The sequence below is a fragment of the Trichlorobacter ammonificans genome, from assembly GCF_933509905.1.
GTDB lineage: Bacteria > Desulfobacterota > Desulfuromonadia > Geobacterales > Pseudopelobacteraceae > Trichlorobacter > Trichlorobacter ammonificans.
Genome location: NZ_OW150024.1, coordinates 2,278,546 through 2,299,331, shown reverse-complemented (window position 1 = coordinate 2,299,331; position 20,786 = coordinate 2,278,546). Strand labels below are relative to the sequence as shown.

Annotated in this window: 22 protein-coding genes; 2 read left to right on the top strand and 20 right to left on the bottom strand. The window is 58.7% G+C overall.

Going from position 1 to position 20,786, the window contains the following annotated elements:
- Nucleotides 1–25 precede the first annotated feature (25 nt).
- Nucleotides 26–253, bottom strand: coding sequence for a sulfurtransferase TusA family protein (locus RAK07_RS10445; RefSeq protein ID WP_305732772.1), 228 nt, complete (start codon nt 251–253; stop codon nt 26–28).
- A complete protein-coding gene (locus RAK07_RS10440; RefSeq protein ID WP_305732771.1) occupies nt 250–729 on the bottom strand; it encodes a DsrE/DsrF/DrsH-like family protein in 480 nt (159 codons plus the stop codon). Before RAK07_RS10440 ends, RAK07_RS10445 begins: the two co-directional genes overlap by 4 nt.
- Nucleotides 730–1,018: 289 nt before the next feature.
- Here RAK07_RS10440 and RAK07_RS10435 point away from each other — a divergent pair, with 289 nt between their 5' ends.
- The gene (locus tag RAK07_RS10435; RefSeq protein ID WP_305732770.1) at nt 1,019–1,765 is read left to right on the top strand and encodes a rhodanese-like domain-containing protein; all 747 of its coding nucleotides are present in this window, start codon (nt 1,019–1,021) and stop codon (nt 1,763–1,765) included.
- A 71-nt stretch (nt 1,766–1,836) separates the two neighbouring features.
- On the opposite strand, the gene cysK is transcribed toward RAK07_RS10435, so the two are convergent.
- From cysK to RAK07_RS10370, 13 genes are all read right to left on the bottom strand, one after another.
- Nucleotides 1,837–2,787: a cysteine synthase A gene (gene cysK, locus RAK07_RS10430; RefSeq protein ID WP_305732769.1), complete on the bottom strand. Its 951-nt coding sequence runs from the start codon at nt 2,785–2,787 to the stop codon at nt 1,837–1,839.
- Between the two features lie 189 nt (nt 2,788–2,976).
- Complete coding sequence (locus RAK07_RS10425; RefSeq protein WP_305732768.1) at nt 2,977–3,849, bottom strand: ABC transporter ATP-binding protein; 873 nt, start codon at nt 3,847–3,849, stop codon at nt 2,977–2,979.
- Nucleotides 3,850–3,852: 3 nt separating this feature from the next.
- Nucleotides 3,853–4,698: an ABC transporter permease gene (locus RAK07_RS10420; RefSeq protein ID WP_305732767.1), complete on the bottom strand. Its 846-nt coding sequence runs from the start codon at nt 4,696–4,698 to the stop codon at nt 3,853–3,855.
- Nucleotides 4,680–5,570 (bottom strand): substrate-binding domain-containing protein, encoded by an 891-nt coding sequence (locus RAK07_RS10415; RefSeq protein ID WP_305732766.1) that lies wholly within the window; start codon nt 5,568–5,570, stop codon nt 4,680–4,682. Before RAK07_RS10415 ends, RAK07_RS10420 begins: the two co-directional genes overlap by 19 nt.
- Nucleotides 5,571–5,648: 78 nt before the next feature.
- A complete protein-coding gene (locus tag RAK07_RS10410) occupies nt 5,649–6,605 on the bottom strand; it encodes an ABC transporter substrate-binding protein (protein ID WP_305732765.1) in 957 nt (318 codons plus the stop codon).
- Entirely contained in the window at nt 6,602–6,928 is a 327-nt protein-coding gene (locus RAK07_RS10405) for a DUF2325 domain-containing protein (protein ID WP_305732764.1), read from the bottom strand. Before RAK07_RS10405 ends, RAK07_RS10410 begins: the two co-directional genes overlap by 4 nt.
- A 22-nt stretch (nt 6,929–6,950) precedes the next feature.
- Entirely contained in the window at nt 6,951–7,925 is a 975-nt protein-coding gene (locus RAK07_RS10400) for a sulfurtransferase (protein WP_305732763.1), read from the bottom strand.
- Nucleotides 7,926–8,176: 251 nt separating this feature from the next.
- Nucleotides 8,177–9,511 (bottom strand): phenylacetate--CoA ligase family protein, encoded by a 1,335-nt coding sequence (locus RAK07_RS10395; RefSeq protein WP_305732762.1) that lies wholly within the window; start codon nt 9,509–9,511, stop codon nt 8,177–8,179.
- A 12-nt stretch (nt 9,512–9,523) separates the two neighbouring features.
- Nucleotides 9,524–10,948: a 4-hydroxyphenylacetate 3-hydroxylase N-terminal domain-containing protein gene (locus tag RAK07_RS10390; RefSeq protein WP_305732761.1), complete on the bottom strand. Its 1,425-nt coding sequence runs from the start codon at nt 10,946–10,948 to the stop codon at nt 9,524–9,526.
- A gap of 20 nt (nt 10,949–10,968) precedes the next feature.
- On the bottom strand, nt 10,969–11,619 hold the full coding sequence (locus RAK07_RS10385; protein WP_305732760.1) for a methionine ABC transporter permease: 651 nt from the start codon (nt 11,617–11,619) through the stop codon (nt 10,969–10,971).
- Nucleotides 11,620–11,627: 8 nt separating this feature from the next.
- Nucleotides 11,628–12,632, bottom strand: a complete 1,005-nt coding sequence (locus RAK07_RS10380; protein WP_305732759.1) for a methionine ABC transporter ATP-binding protein — start codon at nt 12,630–12,632, stop codon at nt 11,628–11,630.
- 3 nt (nt 12,633–12,635) lie between these two features.
- Nucleotides 12,636–13,496 carry a MetQ/NlpA family ABC transporter substrate-binding protein gene (locus RAK07_RS10375; protein ID WP_305732758.1) on the bottom strand — a complete coding sequence of 287 codons (861 nt, stop codon included), beginning with the start codon at nt 13,494–13,496 and terminating at the stop codon, nt 12,636–12,638.
- A 168-nt stretch (nt 13,497–13,664) separates the two neighbouring features.
- A complete protein-coding gene (locus RAK07_RS10370) occupies nt 13,665–14,954 on the bottom strand; it encodes a homocysteine synthase (protein ID WP_305732757.1) in 1,290 nt (429 codons plus the stop codon).
- 245 nt (nt 14,955–15,199) lie between these two features.
- Here RAK07_RS10370 and RAK07_RS10365 point away from each other — a divergent pair, with 245 nt between their 5' ends.
- Nucleotides 15,200–16,516 carry a hypothetical protein gene (locus tag RAK07_RS10365; protein ID WP_305732756.1) on the top strand — a complete coding sequence of 439 codons (1,317 nt, stop codon included), beginning with the start codon at nt 15,200–15,202 and terminating at the stop codon, nt 16,514–16,516.
- A gap of 15 nt (nt 16,517–16,531) precedes the next feature.
- Here the strand turns inward: RAK07_RS10365 and RAK07_RS10360 are convergent, their stop codons facing one another.
- The 5 genes from RAK07_RS10360 to RAK07_RS10340 all read right to left on the bottom strand — a co-directional run bounded on the left by RAK07_RS10360 (nt 16,532) and on the right by RAK07_RS10340 (nt 20,727).
- A complete protein-coding gene (locus RAK07_RS10360; RefSeq protein ID WP_305732755.1) occupies nt 16,532–17,572 on the bottom strand; it encodes an ABC transporter ATP-binding protein in 1,041 nt (346 codons plus the stop codon).
- Nucleotides 17,569–18,384 (bottom strand): ABC transporter permease, encoded by an 816-nt coding sequence (locus tag RAK07_RS10355; RefSeq protein WP_305732754.1) that lies wholly within the window; start codon nt 18,382–18,384, stop codon nt 17,569–17,571. The genes RAK07_RS10360 and RAK07_RS10355 overlap by 4 nt, the downstream gene beginning before the upstream one ends.
- Nucleotides 18,377–19,252 carry an ABC transporter permease gene (locus tag RAK07_RS10350; protein ID WP_305732753.1) on the bottom strand — a complete coding sequence of 292 codons (876 nt, stop codon included), beginning with the start codon at nt 19,250–19,252 and terminating at the stop codon, nt 18,377–18,379. The genes RAK07_RS10355 and RAK07_RS10350 overlap by 8 nt, the downstream gene beginning before the upstream one ends.
- Nucleotides 19,253–20,263 carry an extracellular solute-binding protein gene (locus RAK07_RS10345; protein ID WP_305732752.1) on the bottom strand — a complete coding sequence of 337 codons (1,011 nt, stop codon included), beginning with the start codon at nt 20,261–20,263 and terminating at the stop codon, nt 19,253–19,255.
- 161 nt (nt 20,264–20,424) lie between these two features.
- Nucleotides 20,425–20,727 (bottom strand): ArsR/SmtB family transcription factor, encoded by a 303-nt coding sequence (locus tag RAK07_RS10340; RefSeq protein WP_305732751.1) that lies wholly within the window; start codon nt 20,725–20,727, stop codon nt 20,425–20,427.
- Nucleotides 20,728–20,786: the final 59 nt, after the last annotated feature.

The window sequence follows — 20,786 nt, the reverse complement described above, 5'->3', positions numbered from 1 at the left end:
CCTTTGAAGTGGTAAATGGTCGGTATTACGGCTTTCTGATGATAACCTTGTGAATGTCGTCACGGACGTGCAGTGTCTCCACCACGACGTACCCCTGCTCGGTGGCGGTACGGGGCACGTTGTCCAGCGGTTCGCCGCTTTTCAGCAGGATCTCGGCGGTATCGCCCGGCGCCAGTTTTTCCAGGAGCAGCTTGGCCTTGACAAAGGTCATGGGGCAGCGTTCCCCGGTGATATCCAGATTGAATGTGGTCATATGAACAGTGTCTGACCTCCTTTCGAAAGTTCCAGGAAGGAAGCGACACCCAGCACGTCCTTCACCTCCGGTATGAAATCGTCTTTGGTAAGTCCCAGCACGTGCATGGCCATCTCGCAGGCGTAGAAGTTGACCCCCAGCGCCTTGGACGCCTCAAACAGCTCCTCCAGGGTGGCTACATTCTTGTCCCGCATCATGCCGGTCATCAGCAGCGGGCTTACTCCTCCGAAGTTGAGACGGCTGAGCGGCAGGTTTTTTCTTCCTCCCAGCAGGAAGTTGAAGAAACGGGCCATGACCCCCTGGCCGAGAAAGTGGCGGCCGGTCTCTTTCTTGATGCTGTTCAATCCCCAAAAGGTGAAGAAGATGTTCACCTCGTAGTTGACTGCGGCAGCGCCGGAAGCCAGGGTGAATACGGCAATGGTTTTATCGAAATCACCGCTCATGGCGATGATGGAAAGCTTGTTCTTGTCTGACATGTTCAGCTCCCTGTGTCGTGAAACAAAAAAAGGAGGTCAAGGTGGAGCGTGGGGCGCTCGTTCCTTGACCTCCAGTTTATCTGGTCAGTCATCTGTTCTTAATATTTGCGGATACGGTAGCGCACCGCTCAGCGACTGTCAATCGAAAAATATAATTTCTATTGTTAATATATTCATTAAGGTGTGCAATCGATAAAGTAGATTGATTCTATCTTTAAAATAGATAGTACCAATTTGACAGGCGCTGCTTCAGCCTGTAGGATTACCCGCAAAAACCAGGGAGGTACCTATGAAAACATTATGTAAGTTGTTCGTGCTGCTGACAGTTTTGGGGGTGGGCGCTGTCTGCCAGGCCGCTGAAAAGGCCAAAGATGGTTTTCCGGTCATAAGCAGCGAGCAGCTCAAGGCTCAACTGGACAGTAAGGCTGCCGGCCTGACGCTGATAGATGCGCGCACATCGGTGGAATACCGGGAAGCGCATATCGTGACGGCGATCAGCCTTCCCGTGACGGAGCTGGAAAAAGACGCATCGCTGCTGAAAGTGCCCAAAGATGCCCGGCTTGTATTCTACTGTAACGGTGTCAAATGCGGCAAAAGTGGCAAGGCAGCCCTGATTGCCCGTTCGGCGGGGTACAAGGATATTTCGATCTATGCCGAAGGGATGCCGGTCTGGGAAGAAAAAGGGTATCCCATGTACACCGGGCCGGATTACGACAAGTCAGTCAAGACCAGCATGCTTAAACCTGCTGCGGTGAAAGCGCTGCTTGATGCCGCACCTGCAACCGTAACCGTCGTCGATGTCCGCGATGCCAAGCAGTTTGCCGAAGGCCACGTGCCGGGCGCGATCAACATTCCGGTCGAGACCTTTGCCGCAGGGTCCGGTGTTCTGGACAAGGCAAAGCAGATCATTGTGTATTGCAACTCGGGGAGCAGCAGCTACAATGCCTATCGCAAGCTGCAAAAGCTGGCCTACCCGAACATCGCCCAGATGATATTTGCCGACTGGAAGGCGGATGGACTGCCGATAGCGAAATAGCGACAGAGCGGCGGCAGCAGTTTATGTTTCACCGGAGCCGGTATCGCATCCGTACGCGATACCGGCTCTTGTTACTCCCCCTGCTCCGACAACTGGGTGGTGATGTAGCGCTCTCCCGAATCGGGCAGGATCACCACAATCAGCTTACCGGCGTTCTCCTGCCGGGCAGCCACCTGCAATGCAGCCCAGACCGCAGCGCCTGATGAAATACCGCAAAGAACCCCTTCCTCCAGCGCCACCCGCCGGGCAGTCTCAAAGGCCGCTTCGTTGGTTACCTGCACCACTTCATCAATGATCTTGCGATTCAGGATGGCCGGCACGAATCCGGCGCCGATCCCCTGGATGCGGTGCGGTCCCGGTCTGCCGCCGGACAGTACCGGCGATGCCTCCGGTTCCACGGCGATGGCCTTGAATTCAGGCTTGCGGGCCTTCAACACCTCGCCGGTGCCGGTGATGGTGCCTCCGGTGCCAACCCCTGCCACCAGGATGTCCACATGGCCACTGGTGTCGGCCCAGATCTCTTCGGCGGTGGTTTCCCGGTGTACCTGGGGGTTTGCCGGGTTCTCGAATTGCAGCGGAATGAAGCTGCCGGGGATGGCCCGGGCCAGTTCCTTTGCCTTGTTGATGGAGCCGGTCATGCCGTCTGGTCCGGGGGTAAGTACCAGTTCGGCTCCCAGCATCTGCATCAGTTTGCGCCGCTCGATGGACATGGTCTCCGGCATGGTGATCACCAGCCGGTAACCCTTGGCCCGGCAGGCAAAGGCCAAGCCGATGCCGGTGTTGCCGGAGGTGGGTTCGATGACGGTCATGCCGGGCTTCAGTTTGCCGTCCCGTTCCGCCGCTTCGATCATGGCCGCGCCGATACGGCACTTGACACTGTTTAAGGGGTTGAAGGATTCCACCTTGGCTACTACCTGTGCGGGCAGGCCTTCGGTCAGACGGCGCAATCGTACCAGAGGAGTACGGCCGATGGCGCCGGTGATGTCATCGTAGATGGTGTTACGGAAGGTTGCCTCTGACATGATCCTCACTCCTTGAGCATTTAAGTAACAGACTACTGAAAACGCCGGTTGTTCAAAAATGGTCAGATCGTCGCCACCGGAGAAAACCCTGCGGAAGCGTAGCAGCGCTACGCTGCACAAAGCGGTTTTCGAGGACGGCGGCGAGATGGCCGTTTTTAGCTGCGCTGAAACTTCGTTTTCAACAACCGGCTAAATCACGTAATCCGTTTCATGGATGGTGTCGAACTTGTACATGGCCAGCAGCCGCTCCGTGAACTGCTTCAGTTCAGGCGATGACCGCCGCCGGGGACGTGGGATGTCGATGGTGACCCGGTTGCGGATGGAGCCGGGCAGGGGGGCGAAGACCACCACCTCATCGGAAAGATAGACCGCCTCATCCACATCATGGGTGACCAGCACAATGGTCTTTTTCGTTTCCTGCCAGAGCCGCAGCAGGTCTTCCTGCAGCCGCTCGCGGGTGAGGGCATCCACAGCGGCGAACGGCTCATCCATCAGGATCACCTGCGGCTCTACGGACAGCGCTCGGGCCAGGGCCAGCCGCTGGCGCATGCCGCCGGAAAGCTGGGATGGGTACTTGTTCTCGGACCCGGCCAGCCCCACCAGGCGCAGGTAGTGGGCCGCGGCGCCTTCCCGCTCAGCCTTGGGCACGCCGCGCAGTTTCAGGGTAAAGAGCACGTTCTGACGGGCGGTCATCCAGGGGAAGACGGCGTAATCCTGAAAGATCATGGCGATATCGTGCTTGGGGTTGTCCCGGAACAGGCTGTTGGCGATGGGGGAGAGGAAACGGTACTTCCTGCGGTACTCCTCCATCTCTTTGCGGGTGGCGGGCAGCGGCTCCAGCACCAGCTTGCCGTTGATCCAGACCTGGCCGTCGCTGGGGGCCTGCAGGCCTGCCAGAATCTCCAGAAAGGTTGATTTGCCGCAGCCGGATGGACCCAGGAGCGAGACAAAGGAGCCGCTCTCAATGGTGAGCGACACGGAGTTAAGCACCGTGAACCCCTCGGCGCTGCGGTCGTCGTTGACCACGGATATGAATTTGGATATGCGTCGCGCTTCAATCATCCCTTACCTGCCGATCCGCCAGACAGCCAGCTTTAACTCTATGTATTTCATTACTTCGATCAAAAACCAGCCGATAAAGCCCAGAATCACCATGCAGACCACCATCCGGTCGATCTGGAAGAACTCCTTGGCCTCCAGCAGCAGGAAGCCGATGCCGGAGTTGCCGCCGTACATCTCGGCAATAACCAGCATGATCAACCCCAGGGCGATGCCGATCTTGATCCCCATGATCACCGAGCCCAGGGCGTGCCAGATGTAGACCCTGGTGATCAGGGTGAACTCGCTGGCCCCGAAGACTCGGGCCGAGGCCAGATAGCGTGGGTCGGTCTCCTTGATCCCCTGGTAGGTGTTGAACAGGATCGGATAGAAGACCCCCAGGAAGATCAGGAATACCTGCATCGGCAGCCCCACCCCCAGCAGGATGATGGTGATCGGTACCCAGGCCGGGGGCGGCACCGGCGCCAGAATCTGAAACAGCGGCAGAACATGCTTGCGGATGAACAGGTTCCAGCCCATCAGCACGCCGATGGGAAAGGCGGTGATCAGCGCAATGGCAAAGCCCAGTCCGAAGCGGATGGCGCTGGCCTTCAGGTGGAACAGCAGGTTCAGATTCAGCGCCATTTCCTTGAAGGTAATGGCGGTTTTGCTGGGGGTGGGCACCAGTGTTTCCGGCACCACCCCCAGCCGGGGCAGCAGTTCCCAGAGGATTAACAGCGGGATCAGCACGGTCAGGAACTCGCGGGAAACGATGCTGCCAAAGGAACCGCGCAGGAACGCGCCCAGTTCACGGAAGGCGATGTTCCACCAGCGTAGTCTGAATTGGTTGGTGATCAGCGTGTCAGCAGGCATCGTGCTTCTCCCAGCAGTTTTACCTGCTCGTCGTTCAGCAGGGCAAAGGTCGGTGTCGGGTACTGTTCCAGCGCATCAGCGGGATAGGCGAGCTGCTGGACCGTGGCCGTGCGGATGGCGCTTGGCGGCAGGTCGGCGGTTGTTTTCAGGGCGGAAAGCAACGGTTTGACCTTTTCCGCGGACTGTGCGCGCAGCACCAGAAAGTATTCGGTCTGGGCGATGGCAGGCGGGCAGCAGTCATCGCCGTTGGCAGCCATATCCCACTTCTGGTAGAGGATGGTGTGACCGGCCCGTTCCGCCAGCACGGCATAGGCCCCCTTGATCACAATGGCGTCAATGGATTTCGCCTCCAGCGCAGGCAGCATGTCGCTGAACGGCATGTACCGGTAGCGCAGTTTCTTGGGGGTCAGACCGTTTTTGACCGCATCCCGCTCAAACTGCTCCTTCACTTCGCAGTGCTCATCCAGGGCAGCCAGCCGCAGTCCGGCCAGTTCACGCAGACGCAGCTTCAGGCCTTTCCGCACCACCACCGTGGCGCCGTAGGGAAACTGGATTGATCCGGCGATCTTCAGGGTCTCGCCCCCCGGCGCCTTCAGCAGTTTCAGCGCCTTGTGGGTCTCCACAAATCCGGCGTCGATCTCACCGGCCAGCAGGGCATAGCCGATGTCACCGCTGGTGTTGAAACGCCGGGCGGTCCAGGCCGCATCCTTGCCCTGGGCAGCGTAGAGCGGCCCCAGCAACGGGTTGGGGCTGATACCCACTTTGATCGGCGCAACCTGGGGTACCGCCGGTTGTGTCGGTGTGCGGTCCTGGCAGGCGATGAGCAGCAGGGATAAGGCCAGAGACAGTACTGTGAGAATAGGTCTTTTCATTGGCACGGGTACCTTCTGAAAATATGCACAGAACGCGGATCAGATCAGGCCTGATCCGCATTCTATTGCCTGCTGTCGTTACTTGCCCCAGGTGATTCCCTTGAATTCGAGGGCATACAGTTTGTCGCCCGGCTTTTCCTTGATGTTTTTCAGGGCCACCAGCTCGGCCGCCAGTGCATCAAGACCCTTTTCCTGGATCACGGTGGTGAACTTCAGGCGGCCATTGCCGTGCTTGATGGCGTCGGCAGGGGCGCCGGTGTACTTGACGGCAATGTCCACCACCTGCTTTGAGTTGGGGTTTTTGAGGATGATGGCGTTTGCCTCGCCAATGGCTTCGATGAACCGCTTCAGGGCAGCGGAGTTCTCTTTCAGATAGCCGGTGCGGGCATTGATGGTGCGGCAGGGCACTTCCGACGCGGCGTCACGCAACACCACTTTGAAGCCTTTCAATTCAGCAATGCTGACGTGGGGCTCTTCCAGAATGGCGCCGTCAACCTTGCCGGCTTCCAGGGCGGCAATGGCCGGACCACCGGCCAGTTTTTCAAGGATGTATTCCCCGCCGTTCTCACGGGCCTTTTTCTCATAGGCGATCACCGCCTCGCAGGTGGGGGAGATACCGGCGATATGCTTGCCTTTCAGGTCTTTCCAAGTCTTGATGGGGGAGTCTTTTCTGACCACCAGCACCGAGGTGCAGGGGGTTTTTACCTGGGAGATCACCTTGATCGGCGCGCCGTTGGCCACGGCGGCAATGGCCACGGTGGGGCAGGACCAGAAGACGTCGGCCCGTCCGGACACCACTGCGTCGCGGGCAGCGGCCAGCTCCTTGGCGTCAACGATGGAGACATCCAGATTGCGCTTCTTGAACAGTCCCAGCTCCTGGGCCACGTACAGGTTCAGGTGGTGGGTGGTCTTGGCGTCGGACACCACGATTTTTGCAGGGGCTTCAACCTTGTTGGCGGTGGCGGTGCCTGCAATGCCGAATGCCAGAGCTGCCACAGCCGCAATACTTCCTACTGCCAGTTTGATCCGTTTCATTTGTATCCTCCTTTGTTGTTGGCAGATTCTTTCTGCCGTCCGATGATCTCAAGGCAGTTCAGGCATTCCCGCAGGCTGCACACCCCGCAGGAGTGGTGCATGAACACCGGCACCCCTTCTTTTTTAGCGGTATTCACCGCCCGGTGGCGAGCCTGATGGGACACCTTGTTGGTGAAGATCACCACTGCTTCGGCTTTTTTTATCCTGGAGCTGACGGAAGCGTCATCCTGGCTGAAGATACTGATATCCTTGCCGTGCCGCTGCGCTTCCATACGGTATTGTTCTCCCAGGCGGTCCATGCCGCCAACCAGTACAATGCTCATGACGTACCCCGCTTCCTGTGTCTCAGTTGACCTTTGTGGTTGTTCCGCTTGATGCAATCCCGGTCTCAAGGGGCAGGCTCTTCTCCCGTGACCAGCCGATCCAGGAGCTGTCGTAGTTGTGCAACTTTTCAAGGGGCCAGCCGGTCAGGTACAGAGCGAATATGGCCTGGGTGGAGCGGACGCCGGACTGGCAGTAAAAATACTGTTCCTTGCTGTTGTCGTACCCCTGCCGCGCCAGCACCGTCTTCAGTTCTGCCGCCGGGAGCCATTCGGCCTGATTGTCCTTTTTCTTGAAATGAATCCAGTCGCTGGAAACGCTGCCGGGAATTCGACCGGCACGCACTGCCCCTTTCTTCAGTTCTTCACCGGTAAACTCCTTGCTGTCGCGGTTGTCCCAGAGCTGTGCTTTGCCGCTTTGCCGGGCTGCCACAATATCAGCAGTATCAACGCGCAGCGACGGCAAGGCCACCCGTGCCGTAAAGGTGCCGGTTTTGGCTGGTGCGGCCGGAGCGAGCGTCTCTATCGGATATCCGGCAGCCTTCCATGCCTTCAGGCCGCCGTCCAGCACCCGCACATCTCCCTTGCCGTAATAGCTAAAGGCCCACCAGAGCCGGGTGGCATCGTATTTAGTGTCGTAGACCACCACGGTGGAGTCGGGATCGATCCCCAGTTTCCGGGCCATGGCGGTGAAACCTTCGGGGCTGATGATATTGCCGTTGACGCCGTTTTGTGTTTCAGGCGGCGCCTCGTAGGCCGGACGGTCAACCTGGCGGGCGCCGGGGATATGCCCACGACCATATTCGGCGTTATTTTCCGCAGCCAGGATCACCAGCTTTCCATCGTTGCGGTCGATCAACTGTTTCAGCTCCTGTACGCTGATCAGGGCGTTGCCCCGTTCAAACCCCTTGTAGTCCGCAGTTTCCGCGTAAGCAGCAAAAGACATAAGTCCCATAAGGCCTGCCGCCAGCAGCACAATCCTGATTATCCCGGTTTTCATTGTTCAAGTTTCCTTTCAGAATAAAAAAGGCCAGGCATGGACAGGGATGTCTCCCGATCCATCTGCCTGGCCTCCGGTGTTTCCGGTCAGCCGGTATTCAATTATTGATGCATGGAAACTATCATTGACAAAATGGCCTGTCAATGAAAAAATATTATATCTATAAATTTTATATTTTATTGTTGGAAGTGCACTCCCAAAGCAGTTCGCAGGAAAAATATCAAAAGAACTCTGATAAGCTGAGCAGTGATTTATCGATTGTCCAGTACTCGTTTTGCCTTGTGTACTGCACGGGGAAGAGCTCCGTCATCAAGCACCTTGACGGTGTGAGGCGCTATGCCGTGACGGTTGCGGAGCAGCAATCGCACCTGTTCGGCAAGTGCCTGATTGCTTGTGGCAGTGCCTTTGCGTTGCTCTATTTCCAGATGGAAGCGGGTCAGGTGCTGTTCCCTGGTAAGTATGATCCGGTATTCGCCGGTAGCTTCAGGAATGCTGCGCACAGCAACCTCCACATCGGAGGGAAACAGGTTGACGCCGTTGATGATGAACATGTCGTCGGTGCGGCCGTGAATCCATATTCTGGCGTGGGTTCTGCCGCAGAAGCAGGGGGCTGCATCGCGGGTGACGATATCGCCGGTGCGGAAGCGAATCATTGGCCGCGCCCGCTTCTGCAGGGTTGTCAATACCAGCTCTCCTTTTTCACCATGGGCGCATGGTTTTCCGGACACCGGATCAAGCACCTCTACAAGCATATGATCTTCGGCAATATGCAATCCTTCCCGTTCCGAGCACATACCTGCGCAGGCGCCGAAGATATCCGATATGCCGTAGAAGTCGTACAACTCGGCGTTCCAGAGGTTCTCAATCGCCCGGCGTGTCTCCGGGATTGAGCCACCCGGCTCACCGGCGACGATAATTCTGCGGATAGCCAGGTCACGGGCCGGGTCCATGCCTTCAGTCAGGGCCGTTTCACCCAGATACCAGGCGTAGGATGGCGTGGTCCAGGTGACAGTCGGTTGCAGCTCTTTTGCAAAAAACAGCAGACGTTCTGCCGGAACCGTGCCTGCCCAGATGCAGAGAGCACCCAGCCGCTGAGCGCCGATTACATCCGGGCCGCCGACAAACAGGGAAAAATTCAGCGCATGCAGGTAACGATCATGGTCGCGCATGCCGGCCTGATAAAAGAGCCGGGCCTGCAGGTCCTGCCAGTCATCAAAATCCTTGCCGGTAAAGGGCGAGAGAGTGGGAACTCCGGTGGACCCGCTGGAAGCGGAGACGTACACTACCTCCCGTTCCGCTACGGCAGTGATGTCGCCCAGCAGAGGATGAGCGGTCTGACGTTCGCGCAGGGTCTGCTTGTTGATGAAAGGGAACTTGTCCAGGTCGTGCAGGGAGTCAAGGTCGCGCGGTGATACTCCGTTGTCTGCAAAGGACTGCCGGTAGTAGCCGGAGTTACGGAAGGCAAAATCAAGATGATCCTTCAAAAGCCGGAGCTGCAGGGCTTCCAACTCGGCCCTGGGCAAGGTCTCGACAGAGGCGTCCCAGAAAACATCAGTTCTGTTTGTGCTGGTACATGTGTCCGGCATACCGGCCCCCTTTTACTGCACTCCCGCAATGACGCGGGCCAGAGCGGCAAATTCTTTCCAAGGTTCCAGCGCCCGCACCATGATGCGCGCGCCATCGGGAGCCCCTCCTCCATTGAGGCAGCCCGGTATGCCGCCGCCGATGGTCAGCCATTCCTGCAATCGGGCCAGACGAGCGCGTGTTTCGCCGTCTGAAGCTGCTGCCAGTGAATCCAGCAGCTCCTTGCCGTACAGCGGGGAGTGCAGATCCCTGTATGACGGGAAACAGCCGGTTTCCACAATGCCGCCTCCCAACTCCTGGGCGATCCGTTTGGTATCGTAGGGAAGGGTGGCGACCAGTATCTTGTTCACATGGGAGAGCAGCGGGTCAGGTATCCAGAGTCCGGAGGGATGGGATGAGCCGTTGAAAATGGCGCCAATTCCCAGGCCAAAGGTTGTTTCATTGTTGATCGCCATGCGGGTCAGGCGATCCTGGAATATTTTCTGTGACAGGCCGGCCGCCTGGGCCAGTTCTATTGCCGCCCCGATCATCACATCTCCCTGTCCAGCCACGCAGGCGCCGATGGGAGCACGGTACAGAGCGGTAAAGATGTTGATGAACAGCGCGGCGAACTCATGTTCACCATTGAGGAAGATGCGTTCGTTGGGCACAAAAACATCATCAAACAGCAGAAACGCCTGGGAAATTCCGCCAACCTTGGGCGCATCCCACCCCTCCTCTTCATCCCTGGTATCGCTGGGCCTGCGGGTTTCCACAATGGTAAGTCCCGCAACATCACGTGGTATGGCAAAGGCGATGGCAAAGGAGCTTTCATCCTCCTTGAGACTACCTCCCGGAACGCAGACGATTTCATGGGCAGCGGCCACGCCACAGATTTGAGCCTTGACACCGCGCACCACTACGCCGTCTTCACGGATTTCCTTGATGTGCAGGTGACTGTCGAGCAAAGGTTGTGTCGCCGGTCCCAGGCTGCGATTCCCTTTGGCATCGGTCAGCGCTCCGGCTGTTGCCAGGGAGTTGTCCTCAAGAAAGCGGAAATAACGTTCCAGCCGGGAGTGATACGTTGTACCCCGTGCTTGGTCTATTTCCCAGGTGACCGCCCAGAGAGCATTCAGCATGGTCCAGCCGGCGCAGGTCGCACCGTGGCAGGCGCCGGTACGGTGAAACTGGGCGCGTTTCATGCGGGCATTGGCAAGAATGTCTTCGGGGGTACGCATCAAGGTGTTCCAGCGGTGGGCCGGTTTTCCACTCAGGTGCGACTGGTTGGTGAAAAGCGTGCGCTGCTCCGGATCAAACGCGGCATCATAGCAGGCGGCAATGGCATCTACATGCAGTTTCGTGGCCGGGTTGCGCGTAACATCCTTGAGCAGTTTGCCCCATTTGAACAGATTCGGACGTAGTTTTTTCAGGCTGTTGCGATACTGGGCTCCATTTTTCATGGTCACTCCTTTGATGATTTTCATCCTCTGTCTGACTTGGCGGCGATATAATCGCCAAATGTTTGAACCAGTTGCACCAGCACAATCAGAATCACCACCGTAATAACCATGACATTGGTTTCGTAACGGTAATAGCCGAAGCGGATTGCCAGGTCGCCAACGCCTCCACCTCCTACAATACCGGCCATGGCTGAGTAACCGATCAGGCTGACCGCAGTCACGGTAAGCCCCCGCAATAATCCCGGCAGTGCCTCAGGCATCAGCACATGGGTGATGATTTGCAGTGGCGTGGCGCCGGTGGCGGTGGCCGCCTCGATGACGCCGCGATTGACTTCGCAAAGCGCAACCTGTACCAGGCGGGCATAAAATGCGACTGACACGATCGAAAGCGGCACCGATGCGGCGCCTGGTCCTATTGTTGAGCCGACCAGTTTCTGGGTTATCGGCAATACCAGCACCAGCAGAATAACAAAGGGAACCGAGCGGATGATATTCACCAGCAACCCGCCAACCATATTGATAAAGCGATTGCTTAAAAAGAGCCCGCGGCTGCTGACAAACAGCAGTAGACCCAGCGGTATCCCTATTACAATCGAGAGTGTCAACGAGACACCAACCATCTGAAAGGTTTCTCCGAAAGCCTTGACAAGATCCTGCAGCAGTTCGCGCATACTCTCGCTCATTTCAGTACCTCAAACCCGGCTGTCCGGCTTTTAATAAATGTCGCGGCACGAGAGACCGCATCAGGTTCCCCATCCAGGGAAATAACCAGGGAACCAAGCGGTTTTCCTCCGATATATTCAATATGCCCATGCAGAATATTGACCTGCACATTAAAATTACGGATTGTTTCCGAAATAACCGGTTCTTCTGCCCGTTCTCCGCGATAGTGGAGTTTGATTATTGTTTCACGCGGCGAATCAAGAAGACGGGGAGGCAGCTCAAGATTGAGAGTTCTCGCCACTAATTGCCGGGTAAATTCATGCTGTGGATTGGCGAAAATGTCATAAACAGCCCCTTTTTCCACAACTGTTCCGGCATCCATGACCGCCACCCGGTCGCAGATGGCCTTCACCACTGCTATTTCATGCGTGATAATGACAATGGTAATGCCAAACTTCCTATTGATCTCCTGAAGCAACTCCAGAATCGAAGCAGTGGTTTCCAGATCAAGCGCCGAGGTCGGTTCATCACACAGCACTACCTGCGGTGAATTGGCCAGCGCCCGTGCAATGCCCACCCGCTGTTTCTGACCGCCGGAGAGTTGCGCCGGATAGGCATTTGACTTGTCCGCCAGCCCGACCAGCGCCAGCAGCTCCGGAACCCGTTGCCCGATTTCCTGTTTCGAGCGGCCGGCTACCTTCAAGGCAAAGGCAACATTGTCAAAGACCGTTCTGGTATTGATCAGATTGAACTGCTGAAAGATCATGCCGGTTCTGAGTCGCAGTTTTCGCAGTTCTTCACCTTTAAACCGGGTAATATCGACACCATCAATGCTCACTGTCCCGGCATTCGGCCGTTCCAGCAGATTGATGGTGCGGACCAGGGTGCTTTTACCGGCGCCACTGGTGCCGACAATGCCGAAAATTTCGCCTTTGCCGATATGGAGTGACACGCTCTTTACCGCTTCGACGGGGCTTTCTCCTCCGTCGAAGCGTACACTGATGTCAGTCAGTTGAATCATGGTCTATGGTGTCTTTCTGTTTTTCAGCCAGGCAGGAAACTGGAAGTCCTTGAACAGATAATTCTTGTTGTAGACCGCTTGTCTGAAATCAGCAGATTCAAGGACAGACTGAATATCTTTGGCAAACGGCTTGTTCAGGTCGTCGGTTCGGACCGCGACTACCAGTTTAAGGTTTTCATCCAGCTCTTCTTTGAGCAGCGCCGAGTCAAGCGGAATGCCGGCGGCAATTGCATAATTGCCGTTGATAACCGCAATGCTGACACTGTCGAGGGTGCGGGGAATCTGGGCAGCTTCAATCGGACGTATTTTCAGGCCTTTGGGATTATCGGCAATATCTTTTTCCGAAGCTTTGGCGGGATCGATCTCTTTCTTTATGGTAATCAGCCCGCTTTTCTGCAGAAAACGAAGCGCTCTTGAAAGGTTGGTCGGATCGTTGGCGATGGTGATTTCGTCCCCTCTTTTCAGTTGATCAACAGATCTGATTTTACGGGAATAGAGGCCAAGACCGGCAGTGGGAACAGTAATCGCTTTGGCTGGTTCTTTTGAAAAAGTAATCGGTGAAATTTTCAGACCCTTGTCTTTGGAAAATTTCTCCAGATACGGCAGATGCTGAAACAGATTAGTGTCAATTGAGCCATTGCTGAGCGCCAGGTTCGGCTGTACATAGTCGCTGAATTCCTTGATTTCAACCTTGTACCCCTTCTTTTCCAGACCAGGTTTGATCGCCTTTTTGAACAGATCGCCATAGGGGCCTGGAGCAACGCCCACCTTGATTTCCTGTGTGGCCAGAGCCGGAACGGTCATGCTTAATGCCAGCAAAGCCAGAACAGATACCTTCACCACTGTTTTCATTGTGTTGTTCATGGTTCATTTCTCCTTGAGTTGGAATAAAAAAGGCCGGTCAGGATATTCGGTCTGTTTTCCGAACAGGTTCTGACCGGCCTCCGGTGTTTCCGGTCAACCGTTTTGCGTGATCTGCTTGTAATCCAGCCTGTGTATGGTTTTCCGAGGCTCTTTCGGCGCTATGTCTCCTTAAACCAGCGCCAGCGCCTGATCCAGGTCGGCGATGATATCATCCACATTTTCAATGCCGACCGAGAGCCGGATAAAATCAGGTGTCACACCTGTTGAAATCTGCTCTTCCGGTGTCAACTGCGAATGTGTTGTTGATGCCGGATGGATTACCAGGGATTTGGCATCGCCGATATTGGCCAGCAGTGAATGCAGTTTGAGGGAGTTGATGAATTTCTTGCCATCCTCAAGGGTGCCTCCCTTGATGCCGAAGCCGACCAGAGCGCCAAACAGGCCGCGTGTGTGGTACTTGTCCGCCAGTTTGTATGAGGGATGATCAGGCAGGCCGGGATAATTGACCCATCCAACCTTGGGATGATTTTTCAGGAAGTCGGCAACCTTGAGGGCATTGGTGCTGTGTCGTTCCAGCCTGAGATGCAACGTTTCCAATCCTTGGAGAAACAGGAAGGAATTGAATGGAGAGACTGCCGGTCCGAGGTCGCGCAACAGTGAGACCCGAACCTTGATAATGTATGCAATCTTACCCAGGGCTTCCCAGAAATTGATGCCGTGGTAGGATGGGTCGGGCTGTGCTATTTCCGGAAACTTGCCGTTGCCCCAGTTGAAGGCGCCGCCGTCCACGATAACGCCGCCTATGGAAGTACCGTGTCCTCCAATAAACTTGGTCGCAGAATGTACAACTATATCGGCGCCGTGTTTAAGCGGATTCACCAGATACGGTGACGGCACGGTGTTGTCGATAATCAGCGGAATATCGTTTTCATGGGCGATTTCCGCCACCTTCTCGATGTCCAGGGTGTCCAGTTTGGGATTGCCAACCGTTTCACCATAGAGCAGCCTGGTTCTGGGGGTGATCGCTTTACGAAAGTTTTCAGGATCGGACGGATCTACGAACTTTACCGTGATACCAAGTTGCGGAAGGGTGTAGTGAAACAGGTTGTAGGTGCCGCCGTAGAGGCTGGTGGCCGAGACAATTTCATCGCCGGAATGTGCAATGGCAAGAATTGCCAGTGAAATGGCCGACTGCCCGGATGCAACTCCCAGTGCTCCCACGCCTCCCTCAAGCGCCGCCACCCGCTGTTCAAATACATCCGTAGTCGGATTCATCAGCCGGGTATAGATGTTGCCGAACTCCTGGAGCCCGAACAGGCGGGCGGCGTGTTCGGCGTCATTGAACAGGTATGAGGTGGTCTGATAAATGGGCACCGCCCGGCTGTTGGTGGCCGGGTCAGGTTTCTGTCCGGCATGCAGAGCCAGAGTTTCAGCTTTGTACGTCGTGGTCTCACTCATGGTTTGTTGCCTCCATTGGTGTGGTTTATGAATTAAAAAAGGCCGGACAAAGACGGGGGATACATTCCCCGTTCCATTCGTCCGGCCTCCGGTGTTTCCGGTCAACCGCCATTAAATTGTGTGGCACGGAAACTATCATTGACAAAATGGCCTGTCAATGAAAAAATAGTTTGTCTATAAATTTTATATTTAAATGTTGGTCTTGTGTCGCCGCCAGCGAGAGCGGCATTCCGGAGCATCGTCCCATGCTGAATGTTCTACTGCCCTTTGCCATGATGACGTTGGCATTGTCGTTGGCACTGCAACCGGAACTGCGCCTGGCCGTGCCGCTGCTGGTCGGTGTCACGGCAGCCATGACCATGCTGTTGGCCTGCCTGCTCTATCTGGGTGAAAAAGGCAGGATCGCTCTGTCATGGCAGGTAATTATCACTGGTGCGCTTGCCATGCGCCTGCTGTTTCTGTTCGCGCCGCCGCAGTTGTCCGACGATCTCTACCGCTACCTCTGGGATGCTTTGAACCTGCTGAACGGGATCAATCCCTACGCCGCAGCTCCCGCTGTTGTTACTCCGCCGCCGGAGCTGACCGCCCTTCATTCGCAGATCAACCATCCACAGTATGTCACCATCTATCCGCCTGCCGCGCAGTTGCTGTTTGCCGGGGGAGCGGCCCTGGGAGGAACGCTCACCGGTCTCAAAGGCCTGCTGGTGGCGCTGGATCTGGGCCTGTGCGCTTTGCTGGTTGTCATGCTGAAGCGCTTGGAGCTGCCGCTGTGGCGGGCGGCGCTCTATGCCTGGCATCCGCTGCCGCTGCTGGAGATCGCTGCCTCCGGCCACGTGGACGGCACAGGGATGGCGCTGGTGATGGCCAGCTTTGCACTGCTGGCAGCGGCGGGTGCGGGAAAGGGAGGGGGCTGGCGGGTTCCGGCGGCCGGAGGACTGCTGGCGGCGGCGGGGCTGGTCAAGCTGTTTCCCGTTGCCCTGGTCCCGCCGGTACTGGCGGCGGTGCCGCGGCAACGGCGGTGGCTCTTTGTCGCGGGCGGCCTGGCTGGGGTGCTGCTGCTGGTGGTGCCGTTTCTCCCATCAATAGCGGCGATTCTGGGCAGCCTGGACAGCTATGCCCGCCACTGGGAGTTCTCCGGCTTTGCCTTTCGCACCCTGCGGGCCGCAACCGGCTCCGGCACCATCGCCCGGCTGGTGCTGATCGGCCTGTTCCTCGGCGTTGTCGGCGGCAGCACGTTCCGGCTGTTCCGGCGGCTGCGCACGGCCGGTTCACCGGCGGAGCGGCTCAGGGCAACACTGACCGCCTGCTACGGTGTGGCCCTGGCCTTCCTGCTGCTCACTCCCACCCTGCATCCCTGGTACGCCCTCTGTCTGGCGGCCCTGCTGCCGTTCAGCGCCGGTCCGGCGGGCCTGACCCTCTGCTGGTCCGTGTTCCTGGCTTACCAGGTGCAGCTATCCTACTTCATTGAAGGGAACTGGCAGGAACGCGCCTGGGTGGCGGCAGCCGTCTTCGGGGCGCCGGTGGCGGCCTGGCTGCTCGGGCGCATGACACCACGCCGTTAGCGTCCGTCAGCCTGCTCACACCTCCGGCTGCAGGAGATGGAACTTCCTGTGCTGAAACCGCAGCGCAATGCTGCTACCGGGGGTAGGAGCGATGTCGTTGGACGTGTCCACGGTCAGTGTTGTTCCGGCCAGGGCCACGGTCAGCCGTACCTGACTGCCCAGGAAGACGGCGGTCAGGACCTCGCCCCGCACCGGGCCGTCATCGGCAACGGCAATGTCCTCCGGCCGGACCACCACCCGGCAGGGGCCGGCCGCTGGTGCCGGCGGCAGGGTGAACTCGCCGAAGGAAAGCCGCAGCGTCACCCCGTTGCCGTCGGGCAGGCAGTGGCCGTCGAGCAGGTTGGCCGAACCGAGAAATGAGGCTACAAAGGGGGTCCGGGGCCGTGCGTAGACCTCCTGGGGGGAACCGGACTGCTCGATCCGGCCGTCGCGCATGATGAGCAGCTGGTCTCCCATGCCCATCGCCTCGCTCTGGTCATGGGTCACGTACACGGTCGTGAGGTCGCATTCCCGCAGCAGGCGTCCCAGCTCCTCCCGCAACCCCTCCCGTAACTTGGCGTCCAGGGCCGACAACGGTTCGTCCAGCAGCAGCACCCGGGGCTGAAAGGCCAGGGCACGGGCCAGGGCCGCCCGCTGCTGCTCGCCGCCGGAGATCTGATGAATACGCCGCTGGGCCAGGTGCGCTATCCGGACCTTCTCCAGGGCCGCCGTTGCCTGCTTCAGCCGCTCCGGCCGTCCCACACCCCGTACCCGCAGGCCGAAGGCGACGTTCTCCACCACGGTGAGGTGGGGGAAAAGGGCGTAGTTCTGGAAGACCAGACCGAAGTCGCGCCGCTCCGCCGGTAGATCGGTAATGTTCTTGCCGTCCAGCAGCACGGTGCCGCTGTCCGGTTTCGCCAGTCCGGCCAGCATGGCCAGCAGCGTTGACTTGCCCGAGCCGCTGGGCCCCAGGATGGTGGTGATCCGGCCCGGCACAAAGTCGTGGCTGAAATCATGCACCGCCGTGACCGTGCCGTAGGTTTTTCTGAGGTTGCGTGCCGCTATCGGTAGGTTCATGCGCCCTGCTCCATGTCCGTGGATTCCTTGCCGCCAAGCCACTGGATGGCCAGCACGGCGGGGATGACGATGGCGAGAAAGATGGTGGTGGCGGCGCTGGAGATCTGGATGCTCTGGTTGGTGTAGGTGTCGTAGAGCACTGCCGGAAAGGTCTGGGGGCGGCCGCGGTTCAGCAGAAAGCTGACGTTGAACTCCCCCCAGGAGACGGCGAACACCAGCAGCGATCCCACCATCATGGCGTGCCGCAGGTTGGGCAGCACCACCAGGAACAGCCGCTGGTACCGGGAGGCCCCCATGGTGCGGGCGGCGTTTTCGAGCCGCTCCACGTCGAAGCTGCGCAGGGTGGCGGTCACCACCTTGAGCATGAAGGGGAGCGTGTAGAGCAGGTGGCCGAACAGCACCAGCAACGGGCCCCGCAGTTCGCCGTAGGCGGTCAAAAGCCCGATGGAGAGGGTGATGCCCGGCAGGGAGAGGGGCAGCAGCACGAACTCCTCCACCAGCCGCGAGCCCGGAAAGGGATGACGCGCCAGGGCGTAGCCGGCCGGCACCGCCGTCAGCAGGCAGATAAGCACGCAGGCAACGGCCAGTTGCAGGCTGAAGAGTACCCAGTCGCCGTAGCTTGCCATCAGGTAGCCGAAAGCGCTGAAGTCGAAGATGGCATGCTGTGCTCCGGACCAGAGGTCGGAGGACAGTCCCACCAGGGAGGGGTTGAGGAAGGAGCCCGACAGGACCACCACCAGCGGCAGCAGGATGAAGGCCATCAGGCCGCCGGTGACGGTCAGGCAGAGGATGAAACCGGTTTTGTTACCCATTGGCCGCCTCCTGGCGGCGCGCCAGGCGGCGCAGCCCGTAGCCGGTGCCGAAGGCCGCCGCCAGCAGCGTCAGTGACATGGCGGCGGCAATGCCGTGGTCACTGGGCGGGGCCATGTACTGGGTGAAAATCTCCAGGGGAAGCAGGGTGAAGCGGCGGATGGAAAGCACCAGCAGCACGCCGAAGGAGCCCAGGGAGACGCTGAAGGTGAGCGCAAAGGTGGAGAGCAGCGCCGGACGGATGAGCGGCAGCACCACCAGGCACAACCGCTGCCGGCGATTGGCCCCCAGGCTGCGGGCCGCCTGTTCCAGGCGGCTGTCCAGCTTGGCCAGCGCCGATTCCAGGGTCAGGGTGGCCCGGGGGATCTCAAAGTAGAGATAGGCCAGGATCAGGCCGGGAAAACGGTAGGCGGCGCCGCTCAGGGAGGGTGTGCCGGTCACCCCCTCCAGCAGCTGGGGGATGAAGCCGGTTCGCCCCAGCATGATCACCATCAGGAAGCCGACGATCATGCCGGAAAAGGTCATGGGCAGGGTCAGGACGGCGCGCATGAGCCGTTTGCCGCGAAAGTCATAGCGGGTGAACAGCCAGGCCGGCGCCAGGCAGAGCAGGGTGGAACCGGCCGCCACCGCCAGGGAAAGCTCCAGGGACCAGAGCAGGGCATGACGGTAGCGGGGCACGGCGAACAGCTCCCGGTAGTTTGCCAGCGTGAGCCCTGCTGCCGGAGCATCCGTCAGCAGCAGGCTCTGCCGGAGGAGGTGCGCCAGGGGCCAGGCCAGCAACGCCAGCACCAGCAGCAACAGGGGGAGGCAGAGCAGCAGCGCCCCGTTCGGGCGCCGCCGCTCCGCCGGCAGGCAGCCGGAAACGGACACTTACCGGCCTCCCTCGATCTCGCGTTCCCAACGTTTCTTGATGTTGTCGGCCTGGGCAGCCATCCGGTCCAGGGGGATTACTTTGGCCTTGGCATAAGCGCTTTTTGGAGGAAACTTGGCCTGGAGCGCCGGGTCCAGTTTCACCGGCATCACCGGCTGGAAGAACGATTCGGCCATCAGGCGCTGGGCCTCGTCGCCGAGCAGCCAGTCCAGGTAGTTCTGGGCCGCCTCCTTGCGGGGCGCCCCCTTGACCAGCGCCATGACCAGCGGCATGGTGATGGTCCCCTCCGCCGGGATGACCACCTCGATGCTCCCTTTGTCCACATGCTTTGCCTTCAGGCCGTTGCCGTCGGCATTGATCCAGATCGGCACCTCGCCCCGCAGCAGTTCGTTATAGATGTTGTCCTTGTTGTACTTGAGGATGTTGGCATCCAGTTTCTTCAAATAGTCGAATCCGGCGGTGAGATCCTTGCCCCCCAGCACGGTGCTGATGCCGGCCACGAAGGTGAAGCCGGTGCCGTTGAAGCGCGGGTCGTCATAGACCACCATCCCCTGGTAGATCGGCTTGAGCAGATCGGCAAAGGAGCGGGGGACCGGCTTGCCCTTCAGCGCGGCGGTGTTCACCAGGATGGCGATATGACCGGTATGCACGGTCCACCAGGTACCGTTGGGATCTTTCAGGCCGGCCGGGATTTTCTCCCACCCTTTGGGCTTGTAGCTGTCGTGGAGACCCTTGGAGGCGGCCTGGTACCCGATGGCCCCGGAATAGTAGACGCAGTCGGCCTTGGGGTTGTTTCGTTCTGCCTCCAGGGCGGCCATGCTGGGGCTGGACCCCTTCATATCCGGAGGAACCACCACGCCGGTCCGCTGCTGGTAGGCCTTGGTCACGCCGCCCCAGTTGGCGTAGTTGGGGATGCAGTCGTACTGGATGACGGTCTGGGCTGCGAAGACCCCTCCGGCGGTCAGGGCCAGCAGAGCGCAGATGATGGTGATGAGGCGACTGGATTTCATGGTGAAGTTCCTTTCTCGTTGAACAGCATTGTCAGGCCGGGGTTGCTCAAAAATAGTCAGATCGTCGCACCCGCAGCCAGCCCCGCGGAGGCGTAGCAGCGCGACACCGCACACAGGGGCTGGCGAGGACGGCGGCGAGAGGGCTGTTTTTGAGCAACCTGTCAATTGAGTTCCAGGCGGCAGCAGCCCAGGTCGATCCCACGCCGCCCCGCCGGCAGGGTGACGTCGTCCGCCAGTCGGCAGCGCAGCAGCCTGCCTTCCCGCATCGACACCACCAGCTCCTCGTCCCGCAGGACCTTCAGATGATGGGACAGCAAGGTCTGCTCGATCTGCAGCTCGGTCTGCAGGTCGGCCAGCAGGCGGGGACCGTCGGCCAGGGCCGCCACGATGGCCCAGCGGGTGGGGTCGGACAGGGCCTTCAGCCGTCTGGCGCAGTAGGAGATGGTTTCCGCGTGAACGGTCATGACGATCTTCCGGCAGAACTGTTTATATGAATAAATGTTCATGTGTCAGGCCGCGCCGC